At 67.8% G+C, this 17,077-nt stretch carries 19 protein-coding genes; 14 read left to right on the forward strand and 5 right to left on the reverse strand.

Translation table 11 applies throughout. The annotated features are described in order from the left end of the window. The first annotated feature begins 9 nt into the window (after positions 1-9). Complete coding sequence (locus ACZ45O_RS04440) at positions 10-999, forward strand: siderophore ABC transporter substrate-binding protein (protein ID WP_464855948.1); 990 nt, start codon at positions 10-12, stop codon at positions 997-999. 110 nt (positions 1,000-1,109) lie between these two features. After that, entirely contained in the window at positions 1,110-2,282 is a 1,173-nt protein-coding gene (locus ACZ45O_RS04445; protein ID WP_464855950.1) for a PRK06851 family protein, read from the forward strand. 111 nt (positions 2,283-2,393) lie between these two features. On the opposite strand, the gene ACZ45O_RS04450 is transcribed toward ACZ45O_RS04445, so the two are convergent. Continuing rightward, positions 2,394-2,711 carry a hypothetical protein gene (locus ACZ45O_RS04450; protein WP_464855952.1) on the reverse strand — a complete coding sequence of 106 codons (318 nt, stop codon included), beginning with the start codon at positions 2,709-2,711 and terminating at the stop codon, positions 2,394-2,396. 98 nt (positions 2,712-2,809) lie between these two features. After that, positions 2,810-3,643 carry an RNA methyltransferase gene (locus tag ACZ45O_RS04455; RefSeq protein ID WP_464855954.1) on the reverse strand — a complete coding sequence of 278 codons (834 nt, stop codon included), beginning with the start codon at positions 3,641-3,643 and terminating at the stop codon, positions 2,810-2,812. Positions 3,644-3,753: 110 nt separating this feature from the next. Here ACZ45O_RS04455 and ACZ45O_RS04460 point away from each other — a divergent pair, with 110 nt between their 5' ends. The 3 genes from ACZ45O_RS04460 to pepT all read left to right on the forward strand — a co-directional run bounded on the left by ACZ45O_RS04460 (position 3,754) and on the right by pepT (position 6,356). Further along, on the forward strand, positions 3,754-4,023 hold the full coding sequence (locus tag ACZ45O_RS04460; RefSeq protein ID WP_464855956.1) for a hypothetical protein: 270 nt from the start codon (positions 3,754-3,756) through the stop codon (positions 4,021-4,023). 1 nt (position 4,024) lies between these two features. Beyond that, on the forward strand, positions 4,025-4,981 hold the full coding sequence (locus ACZ45O_RS04465) for a YkvA family protein (protein ID WP_464855958.1): 957 nt from the start codon (positions 4,025-4,027) through the stop codon (positions 4,979-4,981). A 106-nt stretch (positions 4,982-5,087) separates the two neighbouring features. Then, a complete protein-coding gene (pepT, locus tag ACZ45O_RS04470; protein ID WP_464855960.1) occupies positions 5,088-6,356 on the forward strand; it encodes a peptidase T in 1,269 nt (422 codons plus the stop codon). Positions 6,357-6,366: 10 nt separating this feature from the next. Here the strand turns inward: pepT and ACZ45O_RS04475 are convergent, their stop codons facing one another. After that, positions 6,367-6,726 (reverse strand): hypothetical protein, encoded by a 360-nt coding sequence (locus tag ACZ45O_RS04475; RefSeq protein ID WP_464855962.1) that lies wholly within the window; start codon positions 6,724-6,726, stop codon positions 6,367-6,369. A gap of 110 nt (positions 6,727-6,836) precedes the next feature. Between ACZ45O_RS04475 and ACZ45O_RS04480 the strand changes: the two genes are divergently transcribed. The 7 genes from ACZ45O_RS04480 (at position 6,837) to ACZ45O_RS04510 (ending at position 13,281) form a co-directional block, all read left to right on the forward strand. Beyond that, on the forward strand, positions 6,837-7,346 hold the full coding sequence (locus ACZ45O_RS04480) for a MogA/MoaB family molybdenum cofactor biosynthesis protein (RefSeq protein WP_464855964.1): 510 nt from the start codon (positions 6,837-6,839) through the stop codon (positions 7,344-7,346). Between the two features lie 163 nt (positions 7,347-7,509). Then, the gene (gene speE / locus ACZ45O_RS04485; RefSeq protein WP_464855966.1) at positions 7,510-8,364 is read left to right on the forward strand and encodes a polyamine aminopropyltransferase; all 855 of its coding nucleotides are present in this window, start codon (positions 7,510-7,512) and stop codon (positions 8,362-8,364) included. A 330-nt stretch (positions 8,365-8,694) separates the two neighbouring features. Continuing rightward, positions 8,695-9,846 (forward strand): ABC transporter substrate-binding protein, encoded by a 1,152-nt coding sequence (locus ACZ45O_RS04490; RefSeq protein ID WP_464855968.1) that lies wholly within the window; start codon positions 8,695-8,697, stop codon positions 9,844-9,846. A gap of 69 nt (positions 9,847-9,915) precedes the next feature. Continuing rightward, on the forward strand, positions 9,916-10,806 hold the full coding sequence (locus tag ACZ45O_RS04495) for a branched-chain amino acid ABC transporter permease (RefSeq protein WP_464855970.1): 891 nt from the start codon (positions 9,916-9,918) through the stop codon (positions 10,804-10,806). A gap of 12 nt (positions 10,807-10,818) precedes the next feature. Further along, positions 10,819-11,808 carry a branched-chain amino acid ABC transporter permease gene (locus tag ACZ45O_RS04500; RefSeq protein ID WP_464855972.1) on the forward strand — a complete coding sequence of 330 codons (990 nt, stop codon included), beginning with the start codon at positions 10,819-10,821 and terminating at the stop codon, positions 11,806-11,808. Continuing rightward, the gene (locus tag ACZ45O_RS04505) at positions 11,795-12,562 is read left to right on the forward strand and encodes an ABC transporter ATP-binding protein (protein WP_464855974.1); all 768 of its coding nucleotides are present in this window, start codon (positions 11,795-11,797) and stop codon (positions 12,560-12,562) included. The genes ACZ45O_RS04500 and ACZ45O_RS04505 overlap by 14 nt, the downstream gene beginning before the upstream one ends. Next, the gene (locus tag ACZ45O_RS04510; protein WP_464855976.1) at positions 12,562-13,281 is read left to right on the forward strand and encodes an ABC transporter ATP-binding protein; all 720 of its coding nucleotides are present in this window, start codon (positions 12,562-12,564) and stop codon (positions 13,279-13,281) included. Before ACZ45O_RS04505 ends, ACZ45O_RS04510 begins: the two co-directional genes overlap by 1 nt. A 562-nt stretch (positions 13,282-13,843) precedes the next feature. Here ACZ45O_RS04510 and ric read toward each other — a convergent pair. After that, a complete protein-coding gene (gene ric, locus ACZ45O_RS04515) occupies positions 13,844-14,548 on the reverse strand; it encodes an iron-sulfur cluster repair di-iron protein (protein WP_464855978.1) in 705 nt (234 codons plus the stop codon). 173 nt (positions 14,549-14,721) lie between these two features. On the opposite strand from ric, the gene ACZ45O_RS04520 reads away from it, so the two are divergent. Then, the gene (locus ACZ45O_RS04520; RefSeq protein WP_464855980.1) at positions 14,722-15,843 is read left to right on the forward strand and encodes a radical SAM protein; all 1,122 of its coding nucleotides are present in this window, start codon (positions 14,722-14,724) and stop codon (positions 15,841-15,843) included. 115 nt (positions 15,844-15,958) lie between these two features. After that, positions 15,959-16,291, forward strand: coding sequence for a hypothetical protein (locus ACZ45O_RS04525; RefSeq protein WP_464855982.1), 333 nt, complete (start codon positions 15,959-15,961; stop codon positions 16,289-16,291). 13 nt (positions 16,292-16,304) lie between these two features. On the opposite strand, the gene ACZ45O_RS04530 is transcribed toward ACZ45O_RS04525, so the two are convergent. Continuing rightward, on the reverse strand, positions 16,305-17,051 hold the full coding sequence (locus ACZ45O_RS04530; RefSeq protein ID WP_464855984.1) for a polysaccharide deacetylase family protein: 747 nt from the start codon (positions 17,049-17,051) through the stop codon (positions 16,305-16,307). Positions 17,052-17,077 lie beyond the last annotated feature (26 nt).

Raw genomic sequence — 17,077 nt, forward strand, 5'->3', positions numbered from 1 at the left:
TGGTTTCTGATGAAGCGCACGGTTTCCCTGGTCAGCACGCTGCTCGCCCTGACCCTTGCTGTGGCCGGATGCGCCGGCGTCGCAAGCACGGATGCCAACGGCAGTGCCGGCGGCAGCACCAGCCCCGTCCAGACGGCCGAGCCGCGCCCCGAGACCCAGGACACGATCTTGATCACCCACCAGCTGGGTGAGACCCCCGTTCCGGTGAACCCCGAGAAGGTCGTCGTCTTCGACTTCGGCATCCTGGACACGCTGGACCTGTTGGGCGTCGAAGTCGCGGGCCTGCCCCAGGGGAACGTTCCTCCTTATCTCAGCCAGTACACCCACAGCCGGTACACCAACGTCGGCACGCTCCAGGAGCCCGACTTCGAGGCCCTGAGCGCCCTCGACCCCGACCTGATCATCATCTCGGCCCGTACCTCCACCCACTACGAGGCGCTGTCGGAGCTGGCGCCCACCATCTACCTGGCCGTGGACACGAGCCAGTACATGGAGTCCTTCAAGCAGAACATGGAGCACATCGGCGCCATCTTCCAGAAGGAGGAGCAGGTGGCGGCCGAGCTGAAGAAGATCGAAGACCAGATCGCCGCGGTCCGCGCCAAGGTCGCCGGCGGCAGCGAGAAGGCGCTGATCCTGCTGTCCAACGACAAGTCCATCAGCGCCTACGGCCCGGGTTCCCGCTACGCCCTGATCCACGACGTGCTGGGCTTTCCCGCCGCCGACCCGACCATCGAGGTGAGCACGCACGGCCAGCAGGTCTCCTTTGAGTACGTGAAGGAGAAGAACCCCGACTACATCTTCGTCATCGACCGGGCGGCGGTCGTCTCCGGCGGCGGCCAGTCGGCCAAGGACACGCTGGACAACGACCTGATCCGGCAGACCAACGCCGCCCAGAACGGGAGGATCATCTACCTCGACCCCAACTACTGGTACCTCTCCGGCGGCGGGCTCGTCTCGGTCTCCCAGATGATCGAGGAGGTCGCAGCGGCCGTCCGGTAGCGGCGCGGAAAACCAACCGCCAGATCTGCAGCGGCAGGTCTGGCGGTCGCATTTTCCGCATAGGCTAGGCCGTTACGAATCAGCCTGTGGCTGAGAGGAGTGTGGAGACCATGACGCAGCCTGGCGCCATCAGCCATTACTTCGCCGGGGCCAACACCCCGCGCGGGTTCTACTCCCGGTACGAGCAGATCGCTCCGCCCGACGCCGCGAAGGTCATCATCCTGAAGGGCGGGCCCGGCACGGGCAAGTCCACGTTCATGCGGCGCATCGCCGAGGAGCTCCTGGCCAGGGGGCACGACGTGGAGTACTTCCACTGCTCCGCAGACAATGAGGGCATCGACGCCATTTACATCCCGGCAGCCGATGCAGCGGTGATGGACGGGACCGCCCCGCACGTGATGGACCCCCAGTTCCCCGGCGCCGTGGAGGAGATCATCAACCTGGGGCAGTTCTGGAACGAGGCGGCGCTGCGCTCGCCCGCTGTGAAGGCGGAGATCATCCGCCTGACCCGGGGCTACAAATTCTGGTTCCAGCGGGCCCGCGACGCCCGCCGGGCCGCGCTGGCCTGGCTGGAGGAGTGGTCGGCCTACCATCGGGAGTGCCTGGACATGGGGCGGGTGTACGCCGCCAGCGAGGCGATCATCGCGCAGGTGCTCCAGGGGACCGCTTCCGATGGAGGGCGCAGCGCCGCGTCCGGCGCAGCCGACCCCGGAGATCCCGCACCCCGCGGCGCCGAGGCCCGTGCCGGCCGAGCCCGCCGGCTCTTCGCCTCGGCCATTACGCACGGCGGTGCGAAGAGCTGGCTCGGTCCGATTTTCGACCACCTGCAGCGGCGCATCGTCCTCCAGGGCCCGCCGGGCACCGGGAAGAAGACGATCGTGGAGCGGCTGGCAGACACTGCCCTGGCCCGGGGGTTTGATCTGGACGTCTTCTACTGCACCATGTACCCCGAGCGGGCGGAGCACGTGCGGCTCAGGGGCACGGGGGTGATCACCTCGTTCTGGCCCCACGAATACGCCCCGCAGCCCGGCGACCAGGTGATCGACACGGGTGAGTTCGTGGACAGGGCCAGGCTGGCGGACTACGCGGAGGCCATCGCGGGCGCGGAGGCGGCCTTCCGCGCGGCCGTGGAGCGCGAGATGCACCACCTGGGCCAGGCCAAGGCCTGGCACGACGAGCTGGAGCGCTGCTACATCCCGCACATGGATTTCGCGGCGATGGAGCGGGTGCAGAAGGAGACCCTGGAGCGGATCCTGGCGCTGATCGCCGAGCGAGGCGCGTAGCTGCGCCACGCCGCGTGCGCAGCGAGTTGGAGTGAGCGGCTTCCCTGGCGGCCGGGCGCAGCCCCCGGCCGCCAGGGAAGTTTGCGTAAGGCTGCGCCATCCTTCCTTGCGCTACCCGCCCGGGGCAGCATCCCGCAGGTGGCGCTCCAGGGCCCGCTCCAGGTCCAGCAGGGCGCCGACCATCTCCTCCCGCAGCCAGTGCCGGGTGCGGGAGTGGTGGAAGTAGCGCACGGCCAGCAGCGCGGCCTGCGCCGCGGGCAGGGGGATCTGCAGCTCGGCGGGGCGCACCGAATTGGGTATGGCGCCCAGGAGGCCACGGATCTCCTCGATCTCGGCGTTGGCCAGGTCCATGCGGGCCACCTCCAGGACCACCTCCAGGGATCCCCTGAGCACGAACGGGTTCCTGACCCTGACCGACAGCGTGGACATGAAAAAACCCTCCCCTGGTAGGAGGGTATGTCCATTTGTGCCCTCCAGATGCCACCGGCCGCTCAGCAGGGGGATCGGGGAGGGAACGGGAACATCATTTAGGAACGCCCGCCAGCCCGCGCGGCGTGGCGCAGCAGGTTGGTGAGGGCCCGTGCCTCCTCGCTGCGGGGCTGGGCGCGCATCAGGAGGGCCCGCAGGCGCGCGGCCGCCTGCGCGCGGCGGGCCGGACCGCTGCCGGGGTAGAGGGCCTGGAGCAGGTCCTCCACCGCCGCAAACAGCGCCTCCCGCTCCTCGCCGGTGGCCAGCGGGGCGATGGCGCCGGTGGCCGGCGGGGCAGCGCCGCCGGGGACAGCCGTGGCGGCGGGGCCCGGGGCCCGCCGGGCGGCCGTGCCGGGCGTGACGGGGGCGTCTGGCTGGGAAGCGTCCAACAGCATGGCGGCCGTCCACAGCTCGTAGGCGATCACCAGGGCGGCCTGCGCCAGGTTGAGGGAGCGGTTGAAGGGGTGCGTCGGTATCGTGATGACGCCGTGGCACCGGTCCAGGGCGTGGTTGGGCAGCCCGTCCTGCTCCGGTCCGAAGAGGATGGCGACCCGCTGTGCCCGGGCATGGGCCAGCACCTCGGGCGCGGCCTCGCGGGGGAGGTACACCCGCCGCTCGGTCTCCCGGGGGCGGCCGGTGGTCCCCAGCGTGAGCCCGCAGTCCGCGAGGGCGTCGTCCAGCGTGGGAAAGCGCCGGGTGCGCCGGATGAGCGGTTCGGTGTGGTGGGCGATGCCCGCGATGCGGTAGGGGTCGAACGCGGCGGGCTCCACGAGCCGCAGGTCGGAGAGGCCGAAGTTGGACATAACGCGGATGATGGCCGCCACGTTGACCACGTCCTGCGGCTGGTAGAGCACCAGCGTGACCCCGTCGAGCGGTGAAGGCTGCATGGGCATGTTCCTCTCTCCTGACGAAGCTTATGATTGCCCATTTCGCTGGCCGGTGTTTCCTGGCCTGCCGAACCTTTCTGGGCGCGGGCGAATCTATCGGTTTGGAGTGACGCATAATGAACTACCTGGTCGTGATTCTGCTGGCCGTAGCGGCGATCACCGCCGTGACCCTCATCCGCACCCGCCACGACAGGCAGCTCCTCACCGACGAGGTGCGCCGCCGGGGCGGCGAGGTGGTGCAGCTTACCCGGGTGCGGCGGGGCAGCCCCTTCCCCGACACCGGGCGGGGCTGGTGGGCCTGGAAGGTGGAGTGGCGGGACGCAGGGGGGGAACGGACCTCCTGGGCCCTGACGACCAGAGACGGCCTGGGGGAGTGGAGGGATTGACGTGCTGCGGGCGACTGGGGTGACCCTGACCCTGAGCGTGACCGATCTGGAGGAAGCCCTGGCCGGATTCGCCGCCGGGGCCGTTCACGATCTGCGGGTGGAACTGGAGAGCGGCGCCGTCGTGGTGCGGCTGCGGGTGCCGGTGGACGCCGTGCGCATGGCGGTGCCCATCGACCTGCGTTTCAGCGTGCTGGCCGCCGCCGGAAGCCTGGTGAAATTGGGCGTCACGTGGACCAACATGGGCCTACTGCCCGCCTTCGTCAAGGAGAAGGCCCTGCAGAAGGCCTTCGAGGCCCTGCCCGGGGAGTACCGGGACGGCATCTACCGGCTGGACCTGGGTGAGGCGCTGGAGCACGTGCCGGTCAGCTTCCGGCTGAAGGGGGTGCACGTGGACCGGGACGGCATCGTGGTGGACTTGGCCGACGTGATGCTGTTTCCCATCGACACCTCGGGCCTGGGGGCCGTGCAGCCCGGCGCCCTGGTGCCGGTTCCCAGCAGCGAGGAGCAGACGATCCCCGAGCACCAGGGCTTCTACCAGAAGCTGCGTGAGCAGGTGCGGCGGTACGCCGCCGCCAGGGCCCCCCAATGGGCGCAGCCCCTCATCCCCTGGCTGCTGGCGGTGCCCGACTTCTTCGTGATGCTGGTGCGGCTGACGCGGGACCCGCGGGTGCCGGCCTCGGCCAAGATCATCGCCGGGGCCACGGTGGCCTACTTCGTGTCGCCCATCGACCTGATTCCCGATCCCATCCCGCTCATCGGCGAGATCGACGACCTGGGGCTCGCGCTGCTGGCGGTGGAGCAGATCGCGAAGATCGTGCCGCACCACGTGGTGCAGGAGGCGTGGCCGGGCGAGGGCGATGTGCTGGAATTGGTGCGCGAGGGCACGAACCTCATCACCCGGGTGCTTCCCAACCGTGTGCTGAAGGCCCTGAAGAAGGTGTTGGAGCAGCCGGCATAGCCCGGTCGCACCCTCTCCCGTTTGACGGATGGCCGCGCGGGCAGGGATGGAATGGCAGCGAGGGCGAATCATGAACCATACGAACCGAATGAAGGAGGTTCCCAACATGGACCGCCCCGATCAGGGTCAACTGCTCACCGAAGGTGTCGTCGCCAAGTTCCTCAGGTACGTGCAGGTCGACTCGCCCTCGGGCGAGGGCGAGGGGGTGCCCAGCACCCCGGAGCAGTGGGACATGGCCCGGCTCCTGGAAGCTGAACTGCGGGCCCTGGGCCTGAGCGACGTGAAGGTCGACGAGCACGCCATCGTCACGGCCACGCTGCCCGGGAACAGGCCCGGCGCCCCGGCCATCGGGCTGCTGGCCCACTTCGACACCTACCCCGGCACCCCGGGCCGCGGCGTGAAGCCGCTGGTGCACCGCAACTACGACGGCGGCGAGATCCGCCTGCCCGCCGGGCCGGTGATCCAGCCGGAGGAGCACCCCGACCTGCGGCGCTGCATCGGCCACGACATCATCACCTCGGACGGGTCTACGCTCCTGGGCGCGGACGACAAGGCCGGGGTGGCGATCATCATGGAGATCGTGAGCCGCCTGCTCCGGCAGCCGGACATCCCGCACGGGCCCATCCGCATCGGCTTCACGCCCGATGAGGAGACCGGAAAGGGCATACGGCGCTTCGACGTGGCCGCCTTCAACGCCGCTGCCGCGTACACCTTCGACGGCAGCGCGCTGGGCGAGGTGGAGAGCGAGAACTTCAACGCCCGGAACCTGGAGATCACGATCACCGGGCGGAATGCGCATACCGGCAAGGCAAAGGGGCAGATGATCAACGCCGTCAGCCTGGCCGCGGAGTTCTGCATGGCCATTCCGCCGACGATGCGCCCCGAGACCACCCAGGGGTACGAGGGGTTCATCCACGTAAACAACATCAGCGGTTCCGTGGAAGAGGTCACCGTGAAGATCCTGCTGCGCGACTTCACCGATGAGGGGCTGGAGCAGAAGCAGGCCATCGTGGAAGGGCTGCTGGCCGGGCTGGAGCAGCGGTACCCCGGGGCCCGTACCGCCCTGAAGCAGACCGGCGGCTACCGGAACATGAAGACGGGGGTCGCCAGGGACCCCCGTGTGCTGGAACTGGCCCTGCAGGCCGTGCGGGACGCCGGCCTGGAGCCGGTGCAGAAGCCCATTCGCGGCGGGACGGACGGCGCCGTGCTGACCGAGATGGGCCTGCCGTGCCCGAACCTGTTCACCGGCGGCGTGAACTACCACAGCCGCACGGAGTGGGCGTCGGCGCAGTGGATGGAAAAGGCCGTCGAGGTGGGGCTCCACCTGGTGCGCCGCTGGGCGGAAGAAGAGGCCCTGCCGACAGCGCAGGCCTGAGCCCTGTGTCTCAGGCGCCGCGCTTCTTGGGCTTCTCTCCGCCGACGAGCGTGGAGGGAATCTGCGCCCCGGTGGCCAGCCGCAGCACGGCCGGCTCGCCGGGCAGCACCTCGCCCCGGATTCCCAGCCAGCGCAGCGCTTCCTCCACGGCCTTCCGGTCTTCCGGCGTTTCGACGTAGAAGGCGAGGACCTCGCCGGTCTCCCTGCTGGCGGCCAGCAGGAGAACCCAGCCGTTGCCGGAGCGGCGGCACAGGCGGTACGTCTGGGGCGGGGCATCCGGGTTCGGGTGGCGGAAGGCCCAGTAGAGGCCCCTGGGGCTGGATCCGGTAAGCCGTGCTGCGTCCAGGACCTTGCGGACGAGCGATGCCATCGGCGCATACCTCCCGTAGCTTGGTGGGCAGATTAAGAGGTTGATATTATCACTTTAGCAAAAGAAGTCGCACGGGGAAAGCCCCGTCGGCGTGAAGGAGCTGACAGGCAGTGGGTGTGCACGACCACAAGGAAGAGGCGGCCAGGGAGATCCGGCAGCTATCCGCGGGAATCATAACGGTGAGCGACACGCGCACCGAGGAGACCGACGAGTCGGGCCGGCTGCTGCGCGAGCTGCTGACGGGCGCCGGCCACAGTGTGGAGGCGTACGCCATCGTCAAGGATGAGATGGCGGCCATCCGGCGCACCGTGCTGAACTTCGCGGAGCGCGTGGACTTCATCGTCGTCAACGGCGGAACGGGCATGACCCCGCGCGACGTCACCATCGAGGCCTGCCGCCCCCTCTTCTCCAAGGAGGTGGAGGGCTTCGGCGAGCTGTTCCGCATACTCTCCTTTGAGGAGATCGGCTCGGCGGCGCTGATGTCGCGGGCCGCCGCGGGCGCCATGGGCCGCACAATGCTCTTCTGCGTGCCCGGATCGAAGGCCGCGGTGCGACTGGCGACGGAGCGGCTGATCCTGCCCGAGATCAAGCACCTGGTGAGCCATATTCGCAAGGGATAGGCGGAAGCGGCCCGTGCCCGTGGCGCCAACCCTACCGATGGCGTGAGGTTGCAGGAAACGTGACAGACACGATTTGTTTGGGTAGAATATATCGGTGCATGGAAGCACAACACGTGAATCGGGAACCGACCCCGCGGGTTGGTGGCACACGAGGAGGATGGGAATGAAGCGTGGAGATTGGCTGATCGAGGAACAGACCCCCAGTTATCAGACCCGGTGGCGGGTGAAGGACGTGCTCCATGTGGAGCAGACGCCTTACCAGCTGCTTCGCCTGGTCGAAATGGAGGACTTCGGCCGCGCCCTGGTGCTGGACGATGCGGTGCAGACCACCGTGGGCGATGAACATATCTACCACGAGATGATCGCGCACGTTCCGCTGTTCACCCACCCGAATCCGGAGCGCGTCCTGATCATCGGCGGTGGCGACGGCGGCACGGCGCGGGAGGTCTGCCGGCACGAGTCGGTGACGAAGGTGGACATGGTGGAGATCGACCGGGCGGTCATCGAAGCCTGCAAGAAGTACCTGCCCGAGACCGCCTGCGGCATGGATCACCCCAAGGTCAACCTGGTGGTGGGCGACGGCCTGAAGTGGGTCGCGGACCACACCGACGAGTACGACGTCATCATCGTCGATTCGTCCGACCCCGTCGGGCCCGCGACGGGGCTGTTCAACAGGGCGTTCTATGAAAACGTTTACCGGGCGCTGAAGGCGGAGGGGCTGTTCGTGGCCCAGGTGCTGTCGCCGTTCTTCCATCAGGATCTCATCCGCGATGTGTACGGCGTGGTCTCCACGATCTTCCCCATCACCATGCCCTATCTGACGGTGGTTCCCACGTATCCCAGCGGCCTGCACTGCTTCATGCTGGGCTCCAAGAAGCACAGCCCGCTGCGGGAGGGCATCGGCAAGCCGTCCTGGCCCACCCGCTGGTACACGCCGGCCATTCACCGGGCCGCGTTCGAGTTGCCCCCGATGGTCGCCGAACTGGTCGAGCCGGCGGGTGTGCAGACCGGCCAGTAGCCGTTTGCATCCGGGCGGTACGCCTCGCACGTGCGAGGGCGTACCGCCTTTTCGCGCCAGTGCGCGGCCTGTCGGGCGCCCTTGCACCGCCTGGCCGCACATTCCGGCGTAGTCACGGGCCCCTGCGCCGGCCTTTCGGCGCGCGGGTACTTCTTCTGGGCTCCTCCGGACGGAGGAAAATGCTTCAGTTCCACATATTTTTGGCCAGTCGAAAGGAATTCGCCTTTGGTCGGAGAATATGGGTTCCTCAATACCTAAACGTCAGGGTGGCGAAAGACGTAGAATATTAACAATCGCCAACCCTGCAGGATTGAGGGAGGGGCAGCACACGTGAAAAGGATCCTGACGGGTTTCCTGGCGGTCTCTCTGTTTGCGCTTGCGGCTTGCGGTGGTGGTGCCCCTGCCGGGGGCTCCGGGGGCGGTGCGGACACGATCAAGATCGGGTGGATCGGGCCGCTCTCCGGTGAGAACAAGACCTACGGCGAGTCGACGAAGCGGGGTGTGGAGCTCGCGCTGGAGGAGATGGGCTACAAGATCGGCGACAAGACCGTCGAGCTCATCGCCGGCGACGACCGCAGCGACTCCACCGAGGCGGTGAACCTGGCCACGAAGATGATGACGCAGGACGGCGTGGCGGCCATCATCGGCCCGGTGACGTCCGGCCCGGCCATCGCAGTGAGCGCGATGACCGAGACCTACAAGGTCCCGATGATCACGGCCACCGCCACAGCGCCCAAGGTGACGGTGAACGACGACGGCGCCCGGAAGCCCTTTGTGTTCCGTGCCTGCTTTATCGACCCGTTCCAGGGGCAGGCGGCCGCGAACTTTGCCAGCGAGGAGCTGGGCGCCAAGCGGGCCGCGGTGCTCTACGACAAGGGCAACGACTACACCATCGGGCTGGCCGAGGCCTTCCGGGCGACCTTCGAGGCCAACGGCGGCGAGGTGATCGCCTGGCAGTCCTACGGCGGTGACGACACGGACTTCTCGGCCATCATGACCAACGTCTCCGCGCTGAAGCCCGATGTGCTCTACCTCCCGGACTACTACGGCCGCGTTTCGCTGATCGCCAAGGCGGCGAAGGACAAGGGCATCGACGTGCCGATGCTCGGCGGCGACGGCTGGGACTCGCCCGACCTCGATTTCGAGACCCTGGCCGGCGGCTACTTCACCGCACACTACTCCGATCAGGACGAGCGTGAGGCCGTGCAGAATTTCGCCACCAAGTTCCAGGAACGCTATGGTGAGAGGCCCGATTCCTTCGCCGCGCTGGGCTACGACGCGGCCAAGCTGCTGATGGGCGCCATCGAACGTGCCGGCAGCACCGACGGCGAGGCGATTCGGGCCGCGCTGCAATCCACCCACGACTTCCCCGCCGTGGGCGGCCAGCTCACCTTCGACGAGTGGGGCAATCCGATCAAGTCTGCCGTGCTGCTGCAGGTTCAGGCCGACGGGACCTACAAGTACATCACCAACGTGGACTAGCCTACGTCGGGCCAGGGCCAGTCTCTGCAGGCTGGCCCTGGACCTGTTTTCCTGGAAGGGGGCGAGCAGATGGAACACCTGTTGGAACAAACGCTGAACGGGCTGCAACTGGGCTTTGTCTACGCCCTCATCGCCGTCGGCTACACGATGGTTTACGGCATCATCAAGCTGATCAACTTTGCGCACGGGGACGTCTTCATGATCGGCGCGTTCGTGGCGGTCTTCGGGTTCACGTCCTGGGGGCTGCCCTGGCCCTTGGCCATCCTCGTGGCCATGCTCGCCTGCGCGGTGCTGGGCATGGGCATCGAGCGGCTGGCCTACCGGCCGCTGCGGATCAAGGGCGCCCCGCGCATCGCAGCGCTCATCACCGCCATCGGCGTCTCCCTGTTCATTGAATACTTCACCAGTCTCGATTTCGTCTTCGGCTCCGATTACCGGAATGTGCCCCGGGTGCTGCCTGAGCGGCGCTGGGAGATCTTCGGCGTCAGCATCAACAACGTTCAGGTGCTGGTGCTGGTCACCGTGCTGGTGCTGGTGGTCTTCCTGCAGCTGGTGGTCTACCGCACCAAGGTGGGCAAGGCCATGCGGGCGGTTTCACAGGACATGGACGCCGCCCGGCTGATGGGCATTGACGTCGACCGGATCATCGGCTTCACCTTCGCGCTGGGGTCTGCCCTCGCGGCGGCGGCCGGCGCCCTCTTCGCCATGGCCTACCCGCAGATCCACCCGTTCATGGGCATCATGCCGGGTCTGAAGGCGTTCACCGCCGCCGTCCTCGGCGGCATCGGCTCCATTCCCGGCGCGCTGCTGGGGGCGCTGGTGATGGGTCAGGTCGAGGTGCTCACCGCGGCCTACCTCACCACCGACTTCCGGGATGCCATCGCCTTCGCGCTGCTGATCCTGGTCCTGCTCTTCCGGCCCACCGGCCTGCTGGGCAAGACCGCACCGGAAAAGGTATAGGAGGTGCTGCCTGTGCGGAAAGAGATGCTGCTCCCGGCCGCGGCGGTGGCGCTCCTCTACCTCGTGCTGGCCCTGCTGCGGCAGGCGGGAGTCATCGGCATCTACTGGGGACAGATCATGGATCTCGCCCTGATCACCACGATCCAGGCGGTGGGGCTGAGCCTCATCTACGGCTTCGCCGGCCAGTTCTCCCTGGGCCACGCCGCGTTCTACGGCCTCGGCGCCTACGTCGCGGCCTTCATCACCCGGACGCAGGGGGGCACACCGCTCACCTTTGCGCTGGCCCTGCTGGCGGGCGCTGCGGTGGCCGGAATCGTCGCCCTCATCATCGGCCTGCCGATCCTGCGCCTGCGCTCGGACTACCTGGGCATCGCGACGCTGGGCTTCGGCATCATCGTCAAGGTGATGCTCGACAACGCCGACAAGCTGTCGCCCGTGCTGGGCGGGGCCCGGGGGATGGCGGGCATTCCGCGGCTCACCACGTTCCACTGGGTCTTCTGGCTGGCCGTGCTTACCATTCTGATCGCGCGCAACCTGGTCAATTCCAGCCACGGCCGCAGCTGCATCGCCGTGCGGGAGGACGAGGTGGCCGCAGACATCATGGGGATCGACACCACCCAGTTCAAGACGCTGGCCTTCGTGATGGGCTGCGCCATGGCCGGCCTGGCCGGCGGCCTCTACGCCCACCTGTACAGCTTCCTGCACCCCAGCAGCTTCGACTTTCTGAAGTCCTTCGACGTGCTGCTGGTGGTGGTGCTGGGCGGGTTGGGTTCGCTGACGGGCACCGTAGTCACGGCGATCGGCTGGGTCTTTCTGCTGGAGGGGCTGCGCGATGTGCTGGGCCAGCAGTTCCTGGACTGGCGGTGGGTCGTCTACGCCCTCATCCTGATCGCGGTGATGATCGCCCGCCCTCAGGGGCTCATGGGCGGCAAGGAGCTGAGCCTGGACATGCTGCTCAGGCGTAGGGCGGCGCGGGGAGGTGCGGACCATGGCACTGCTTGAGTGTCGTAACGTCTCCCGCCACTTCGGCGGCCTGCGGGCCCTGAGCGGGCTGGATCTGGCCCTGGAGCAGGGTGAGGTGGTGGGCCTGATCGGCCCGAACGGCGCCGGCAAGACCACGGTGTTCAACGTGATCACCGGCGTGTTTCCGCCCACCGAGGGGGAGGTGCTGCTGGAGGGGCGTGTGCTGAACGGGCTGAAGCCCTACCGCATCACCCAGCTGGGCATCGCCCGCACCTTCCAGAACATCCGGCTCTTCCGGGAGATGTCGGTGCTGCACAACGTGCTGGCCGCCATGCACCCCCGCTGCGGGTACGGCCTCGTGGACGCCCTGCTCCGCACGGCCCGGTTCGGGCGGCGGGAGCGGGAGATGCGGGACGAGGCGCTCGCGCTGCTGGAGCGCATGAACCTGGCCGACCGGGCGCACGACAAGGCCGGATCTCTTCCCTACGGCGACCAGCGCCGTCTGGAGATCGCCCGGGCGCTGGCCACGCATCCCAAGGTGCTGCTCCTGGACGAGCCCGCCGCGGGCATGAACCCCGCGGAGGTGGATGAGCTGGTGGAGCTGATCCGCGGCATCGCAGGGGACTTCGGGCTGACCGTGCTGCTGATCGAGCACCAGATGGGGCTCGTGATGAACCTGTGCGAGCGGCTGGTGGTGCTGGACTTCGGCGAGGTCATCGCGAAGGGCACGCCGGGCGAGATTCAGCGGAATCCCCGCGTGCTGGAAGCCTACCTGGGCAAGGGGGTGGTGTGATGCTCCAGGTACAGGACCTGCGGGTTGCCTACGGGAACATTCAGGCCCTGCATGGGATCTCGCTTTCGGTGGCGGAGGGGGAGATCGTCACCCTGATCGGGGCCAACGGCGCCGGCAAATCCACCACCTTGCGGGCGATATCGGGGCTGGTGCGGCCCCGGGCGGGGAAGATCGTGTTCCAGGGGCAGGACATCACCCGGACGCCTGCGCACAAGATCGTGGCGATGGGCGTGGGCCACGTGCCCGAAGGCCGGAAGATCTTCACGGAGATGACGGTACAGGAGAACCTGGAACTGGGGGCGTACATCGCTGATCCGAAGCGGTTCCACGAGGACCTGAACGCCGTGTTCGAGCGGTTCCCCCGGCTGCGGGAGCGGCGGCGTCAGTCCGCATCCACCCTCTCCGGCGGCGAGCAGCAGATGCTCGCCCTGGGCCGGGCGCTTATGCTGAGGCCGAAACTGCTGCTCCTGGACGAGCCCTCCATGGGCCTCTCGCCCCGGCTGGTGCAGGAGATCTTCGAGATCATCGTGGAGCTGAACCGGTCTGGCACGACGATTCTCCTGGTGGAGCAGAACGCCGCCATGGCGCTCTCCATCGCCCACCGGGCGTACGTGCTGGAGACGGGCAGGGTGGTGCTGGATGGCCCTGCGCAGGAGCTGCAGAACCACCCTGCCGTGAAGGCGGCCTATCTGGGCGGGGGCCAGAGTGTGAATGGGTGAGCCCTGAGGGGTGTTGACAGGAAGACATACAGGCTCCAGGCCATCGAGGCTGCGGGGTGGATCTCCGCATGCTCTCGGTGGCTTCCCTGCTGGGGGCGTCCAGGCACCCAGCGCGCTCTGGAACGCCGCGTGCCGTCGTAGTGCACACGTATTGAGACTCCCCGAAACCCGCTGCCTACGCGGGTTTCCCGTAGAACCCCCGTGGCGCAAGGGCTGGAGCTGCTCTCAAACCGTGGGAACTTCAGGGTTCAACCAGCTCCGGCGCCCTGGCTGATCCTCCGGAGGAGGGACCCGGGCCCCCGGCGTGTTCCAGGCTGGCGGGGGACCGTCGTAACGCGCACGTGTTGAGACTGCCCGAAACCCGCTCCTTACGCGGGTTTCCCGCAGAATCCCTGTGGCGCAAGGGCTGCAGCCACTCGCAAACCCTGAGAACTTCACTGCTGAACCAGCACCGGGTCAGAGCTGACCCCGGGGGGCCGTGCCGCGCCCGGGCGCGGCGAAGAAAGGCGGTCCCGCCACGCCGGCGGGACCGCCTTTTCGAAGCATCCCCAACACAGATCCCCTACGGTTCCGCCCGCAGGCGGGGGAAGAGGACGTTGTTCTCCAGGTGCACGTGCTGGAACATGTTGGCCTCCAGCTCCTGCAGCTTCTGGAAGGTCATCGCGTACGTCCCGCAGGCATCGGCTGGCAGCGTGTAGTTGCGGGTGGTCTCCCGCATGGCGGCCAGCAGGTCGCCGGCCCCCTGGTGCTCCTGCTCCAGCTCATCGAGGCACGCGAGGGCCTCATCCAGCTCCGCACGCGACCCGGTCTTCTCATACGCCCGCACCCGGGGGAACACCCGGGCCTCCTCGTCCTGGATGTGCATGTCCAGCTCCATCTTCAGCTGGTGAAACTGCTGGTACAGCCGGGCCAGTTCCGGGTGGTGCGGGCCGTGCACATGGAAGATCTTCGTGACGTACGCGCTGATCACCGGCAGTTCGGTCCTCAGGTACTGGTGGTGCACGCCGACGATCTGGTCGATGAGCTCGCCGTACGGGGCCTTCCGCCAGTCCACGGCGCTGGGGTCTGCCTGCTTCTGCGCGGTGGCGTAAGCGGCCTCCAGCTCAGCCAGAAACTGATCGGCGGTGATGCCCTTCTGCTCCAGGGCCGCCCGCAGCGGGCGGTTGCCCCCGCAGCAGAAGTCGATGCCGTAACGCTGGAACAGGTTGCTCGCAGGCGGACACTCGGCGACGATATCGCCGACCTTCTGATCTAGGTGAAACGTCATCGCACACGCCCCCTTACTGGCCCCATCTTAACGGGGATGGATCGGGCGCCGCCGTGACGCGGGTCACACGTCAATAGCCCCTTCGTCCCATGCCAAGTCGGTACAGTTGGCGGGTTCGGCGCTTCAGTACATACATTAAAATGTTTGTATAGGCAGTTTGGGGGGATGGCCGCATGACTGGACCCGGGAGCGAGGGGCCCTACATCCGCACAGCGCCGTTGGCGGTAGAGGAGAAGAAGCAGTCTGGGGCCATGCCGCGCCGCATCGTCTGGGAGCTGACCCAGGAATGCAACCTGGCATGCCGGCACTGCAGGACCGTGACCTTTCCTTTCCTCACGGGGAAGGATCTCTCCACCGCGCAGATCCTCCAGGTCATCGATGACATCATCCACGTCTGCCGGCCGACGTTTGTCTTTACGGGCGGGGAGCCCCTGAAGCGGCCGGATTTCTTCACCATCGCCGAACACGCCCGGCAGCGCGGGGCGCTCGTGGTGCTCGAGACCAACGCCACCCTGGTCACGCCAGAGGTGGCAGGGCGCATCAAGGAGGCCGGCGTGGCCGCCGTGGCCGTGGCCTTGGACGGCGCGACGGAGGAGACGCACGATGGCTTCCGGGGCACTGAGGGCGCCTGGAAGGACGCGTGGCGGGGAATCGCGAACCTGAAGGCCGCCGGCGTGCCGTATCACCTCAAGTTCACGGTGGGCGTGCACGACAAGCAGCAGGTTCCCGCCATGGTTCGGCTGGCGGAAGAGCAGGGCGCCGCGGGGGCACACCTGTGCGCGCTGTTCCCGACGGGCTGCGGCATGCACCTGGAGAGCCAGGAACAGCTGACGCCGGAGGAGATGGAGTCCCTTCTGGGCTGGCTGTACGCGAGCTTCGAGCGGACGACGACGGAGGTGCAGGCCACCTGTGCCCCGCAGTACCAGCGTGTCCTGCGCCAGCAGGGCGGCGCTGCCGCTGTGGAGCGGCACCGGAAGCTGACGTTCACCGGACCGGGCGAGGGCTGTTCGGCCGGCATGTCCAGCTGTTTCATCACCCATGACGGTCACATCCAGCCCTGCCGGAACCTGCCCCTGTCGGTCGGAAACGTCCTGCAGCGCAGCTTTCCGGCGATCTGGGAATCAGCCCCCCTGCTGAAGCAACTGCGGGACCGCGATCTGCTGGGCGGCAAGTGCGGGGAGTGCGAGTACCGGGCGGTGTGCGGCGGCTGCCGGGCGCGGGCCTACGAGGTCTACGGCTTTCCCATGGCGCAGGATCCCACCTGTCCGTACCAGCCGGGCACGTGCGGTTTCTGACCGAAGAACGGCACGGACCGCGCCCCTTGCGGAAGGGCGCGGTCTTGTGTACGGTGAAATTGCGGGGCGGGGAGCCCGTCTCCCCGATGTGGCCCCGCGTGGAAGGGGGATGGGGATGCGCAATCTGCTGGCCGTCGCCGGCGCGGCCGTCGTCATCTTCGTGCTCGTCACCGTGGTGCTGCCGGTAGTCGGGTTTCTGCTGGCGGCCCTGCTCGCCGTCCTGGGGCTGGGAGCGGTGGCGTTCTTCGCCGCGCCGGTGCTGGCGCGCCTGCCCTGGTTCCGGGACCGCATCCACGTGGAAGAGCACGCCTTCGGACGCACCATCCGGTTCGGCGGCAGCGTAAACCGGCGGGAGCCGTCCCGCACCTCGGGCGACTTCATCGACGTGGAGGGCCGCACGATCGGGGTGGAGGAGGAGTTCCTGCCCCCGATCGATGACCGGGACTGAGGTTGAGCGTGGGCTAAGGCTGTGTGTCATCCACCGGCACCAGGTCGGATACCCGCACCACCTTGAAGCCCCGGCGCCGGAGCCCCTCCAGAATGCGCGGCAGCGCCTCCGCGGTCTCGGTCGCAAAGTCGGAGGCCGTCAGCCGGATGATGTCTCCCCGCTGGGCCTTCCGCACCACCCGGCGCACGATCTGATCGGCCGTCAGGCCGAGGTGATCCTGGCTGTCCAGGGCGTAGGTGACCGTGACCAGCCGGGCCTGGTGCGCGGCCCGCAGCACTTCGGGCGCGGCCTTGCCGTTGGGCGGCCGGAAGTAGCGCACCGGCCCGCCCAGGATCTTGGCCAGCGCAGATTGGCTGCCCAGCAGGTTCGAGACGATCTCGGTCTCCGGCAGGCCCGACAGGTCCCGGATCTGCTGCCCCAGGGTGCCCACCTCATGCCCCCTGCGGCTGATTTCTTTCACCATGTCGGGGTAAAGCTGCAGGAAGGTGCCGCCCACGAAGAAGGTGGCCTTTACCCCGGCGCGGTCGAGCACATCCAGGATCTTCGTCAGTTCCTCCTTCTGCCAGGTGACATCGAAGGTGAGCGCCACCCGGTCGTCCGGCGAATCGGCCCGGGTGAGCGGGCGGTCGGCCTGCCAGGCGGTGGCCGACGCCGGTTGGAACGCGGGGCTTCGCAGGAAAGAGATCGTGAAGAGCGCCAGGCAGAGCGTCGCCACGGCGGCGCCTCGGCGCACCAGCCAGACCCGGTCGATGAACAGCATGGTACAACCCCCCGGACAAGAGTATG

The sequence above is a fragment of the Symbiobacterium turbinis genome (genome assembly GCF_055383075.1).

What these genes read in the sequence shown, in the direction of transcription:
- ACZ45O_RS04505 (WP_464855974.1), top strand. Translation starts at nt 11,795, where the DNA reads ATGGCACTGCTTGAGTGTCGTAACGTCTCCCGCCACTTCGGCGGCCTG.
- ACZ45O_RS04495 (WP_464855970.1), top strand. Translation starts at nt 9,916, where the DNA reads ATGGAACACCTGTTGGAACAAACGCTGAACGGGCTGCAACTGGGCTTT.
- ric (WP_464855978.1), bottom strand. Translation starts at nt 14,548, where the DNA reads ATGACGTTTCACCTAGATCAGAAGGTCGGCGATATCGTCGCCGAGTGT.
- ACZ45O_RS04460 (WP_464855956.1), top strand. Translation starts at nt 3,754, where the DNA reads ATGAACTACCTGGTCGTGATTCTGCTGGCCGTAGCGGCGATCACCGCC.
- speE (WP_464855966.1), top strand. Translation starts at nt 7,510, where the DNA reads ATGAAGCGTGGAGATTGGCTGATCGAGGAACAGACCCCCAGTTATCAG.
- ACZ45O_RS04455 (WP_464855954.1), bottom strand. Translation starts at nt 3,643, where the DNA reads ATGCCCATGCAGCCTTCACCGCTCGACGGGGTCACGCTGGTGCTCTAC.
- ACZ45O_RS04445 (WP_464855950.1), top strand. Translation starts at nt 1,110, where the DNA reads ATGACGCAGCCTGGCGCCATCAGCCATTACTTCGCCGGGGCCAACACC.
- ACZ45O_RS04530 (WP_464855984.1), bottom strand. Translation starts at nt 17,051, where the DNA reads ATGCTGTTCATCGACCGGGTCTGGCTGGTGCGCCGAGGCGCCGCCGTG.
- ACZ45O_RS04520 (WP_464855980.1), top strand. Translation starts at nt 14,722, where the DNA reads ATGACTGGACCCGGGAGCGAGGGGCCCTACATCCGCACAGCGCCGTTG.
- ACZ45O_RS04510 (WP_464855976.1), top strand. Translation starts at nt 12,562, where the DNA reads ATGCTCCAGGTACAGGACCTGCGGGTTGCCTACGGGAACATTCAGGCC.
- ACZ45O_RS04440 (WP_464855948.1), top strand. Translation starts at nt 10, where the DNA reads ATGAAGCGCACGGTTTCCCTGGTCAGCACGCTGCTCGCCCTGACCCTT.
- pepT (WP_464855960.1), top strand. Translation starts at nt 5,088, where the DNA reads ATGGACCGCCCCGATCAGGGTCAACTGCTCACCGAAGGTGTCGTCGCC.
- ACZ45O_RS04450 (WP_464855952.1), bottom strand. Translation starts at nt 2,711, where the DNA reads ATGTCCACGCTGTCGGTCAGGGTCAGGAACCCGTTCGTGCTCAGGGGA.
- ACZ45O_RS04525 (WP_464855982.1), top strand. Translation starts at nt 15,959, where the DNA reads ATGCGCAATCTGCTGGCCGTCGCCGGCGCGGCCGTCGTCATCTTCGTG.
- ACZ45O_RS04475 (WP_464855962.1), bottom strand. Translation starts at nt 6,726, where the DNA reads ATGGCATCGCTCGTCCGCAAGGTCCTGGACGCAGCACGGCTTACCGGA.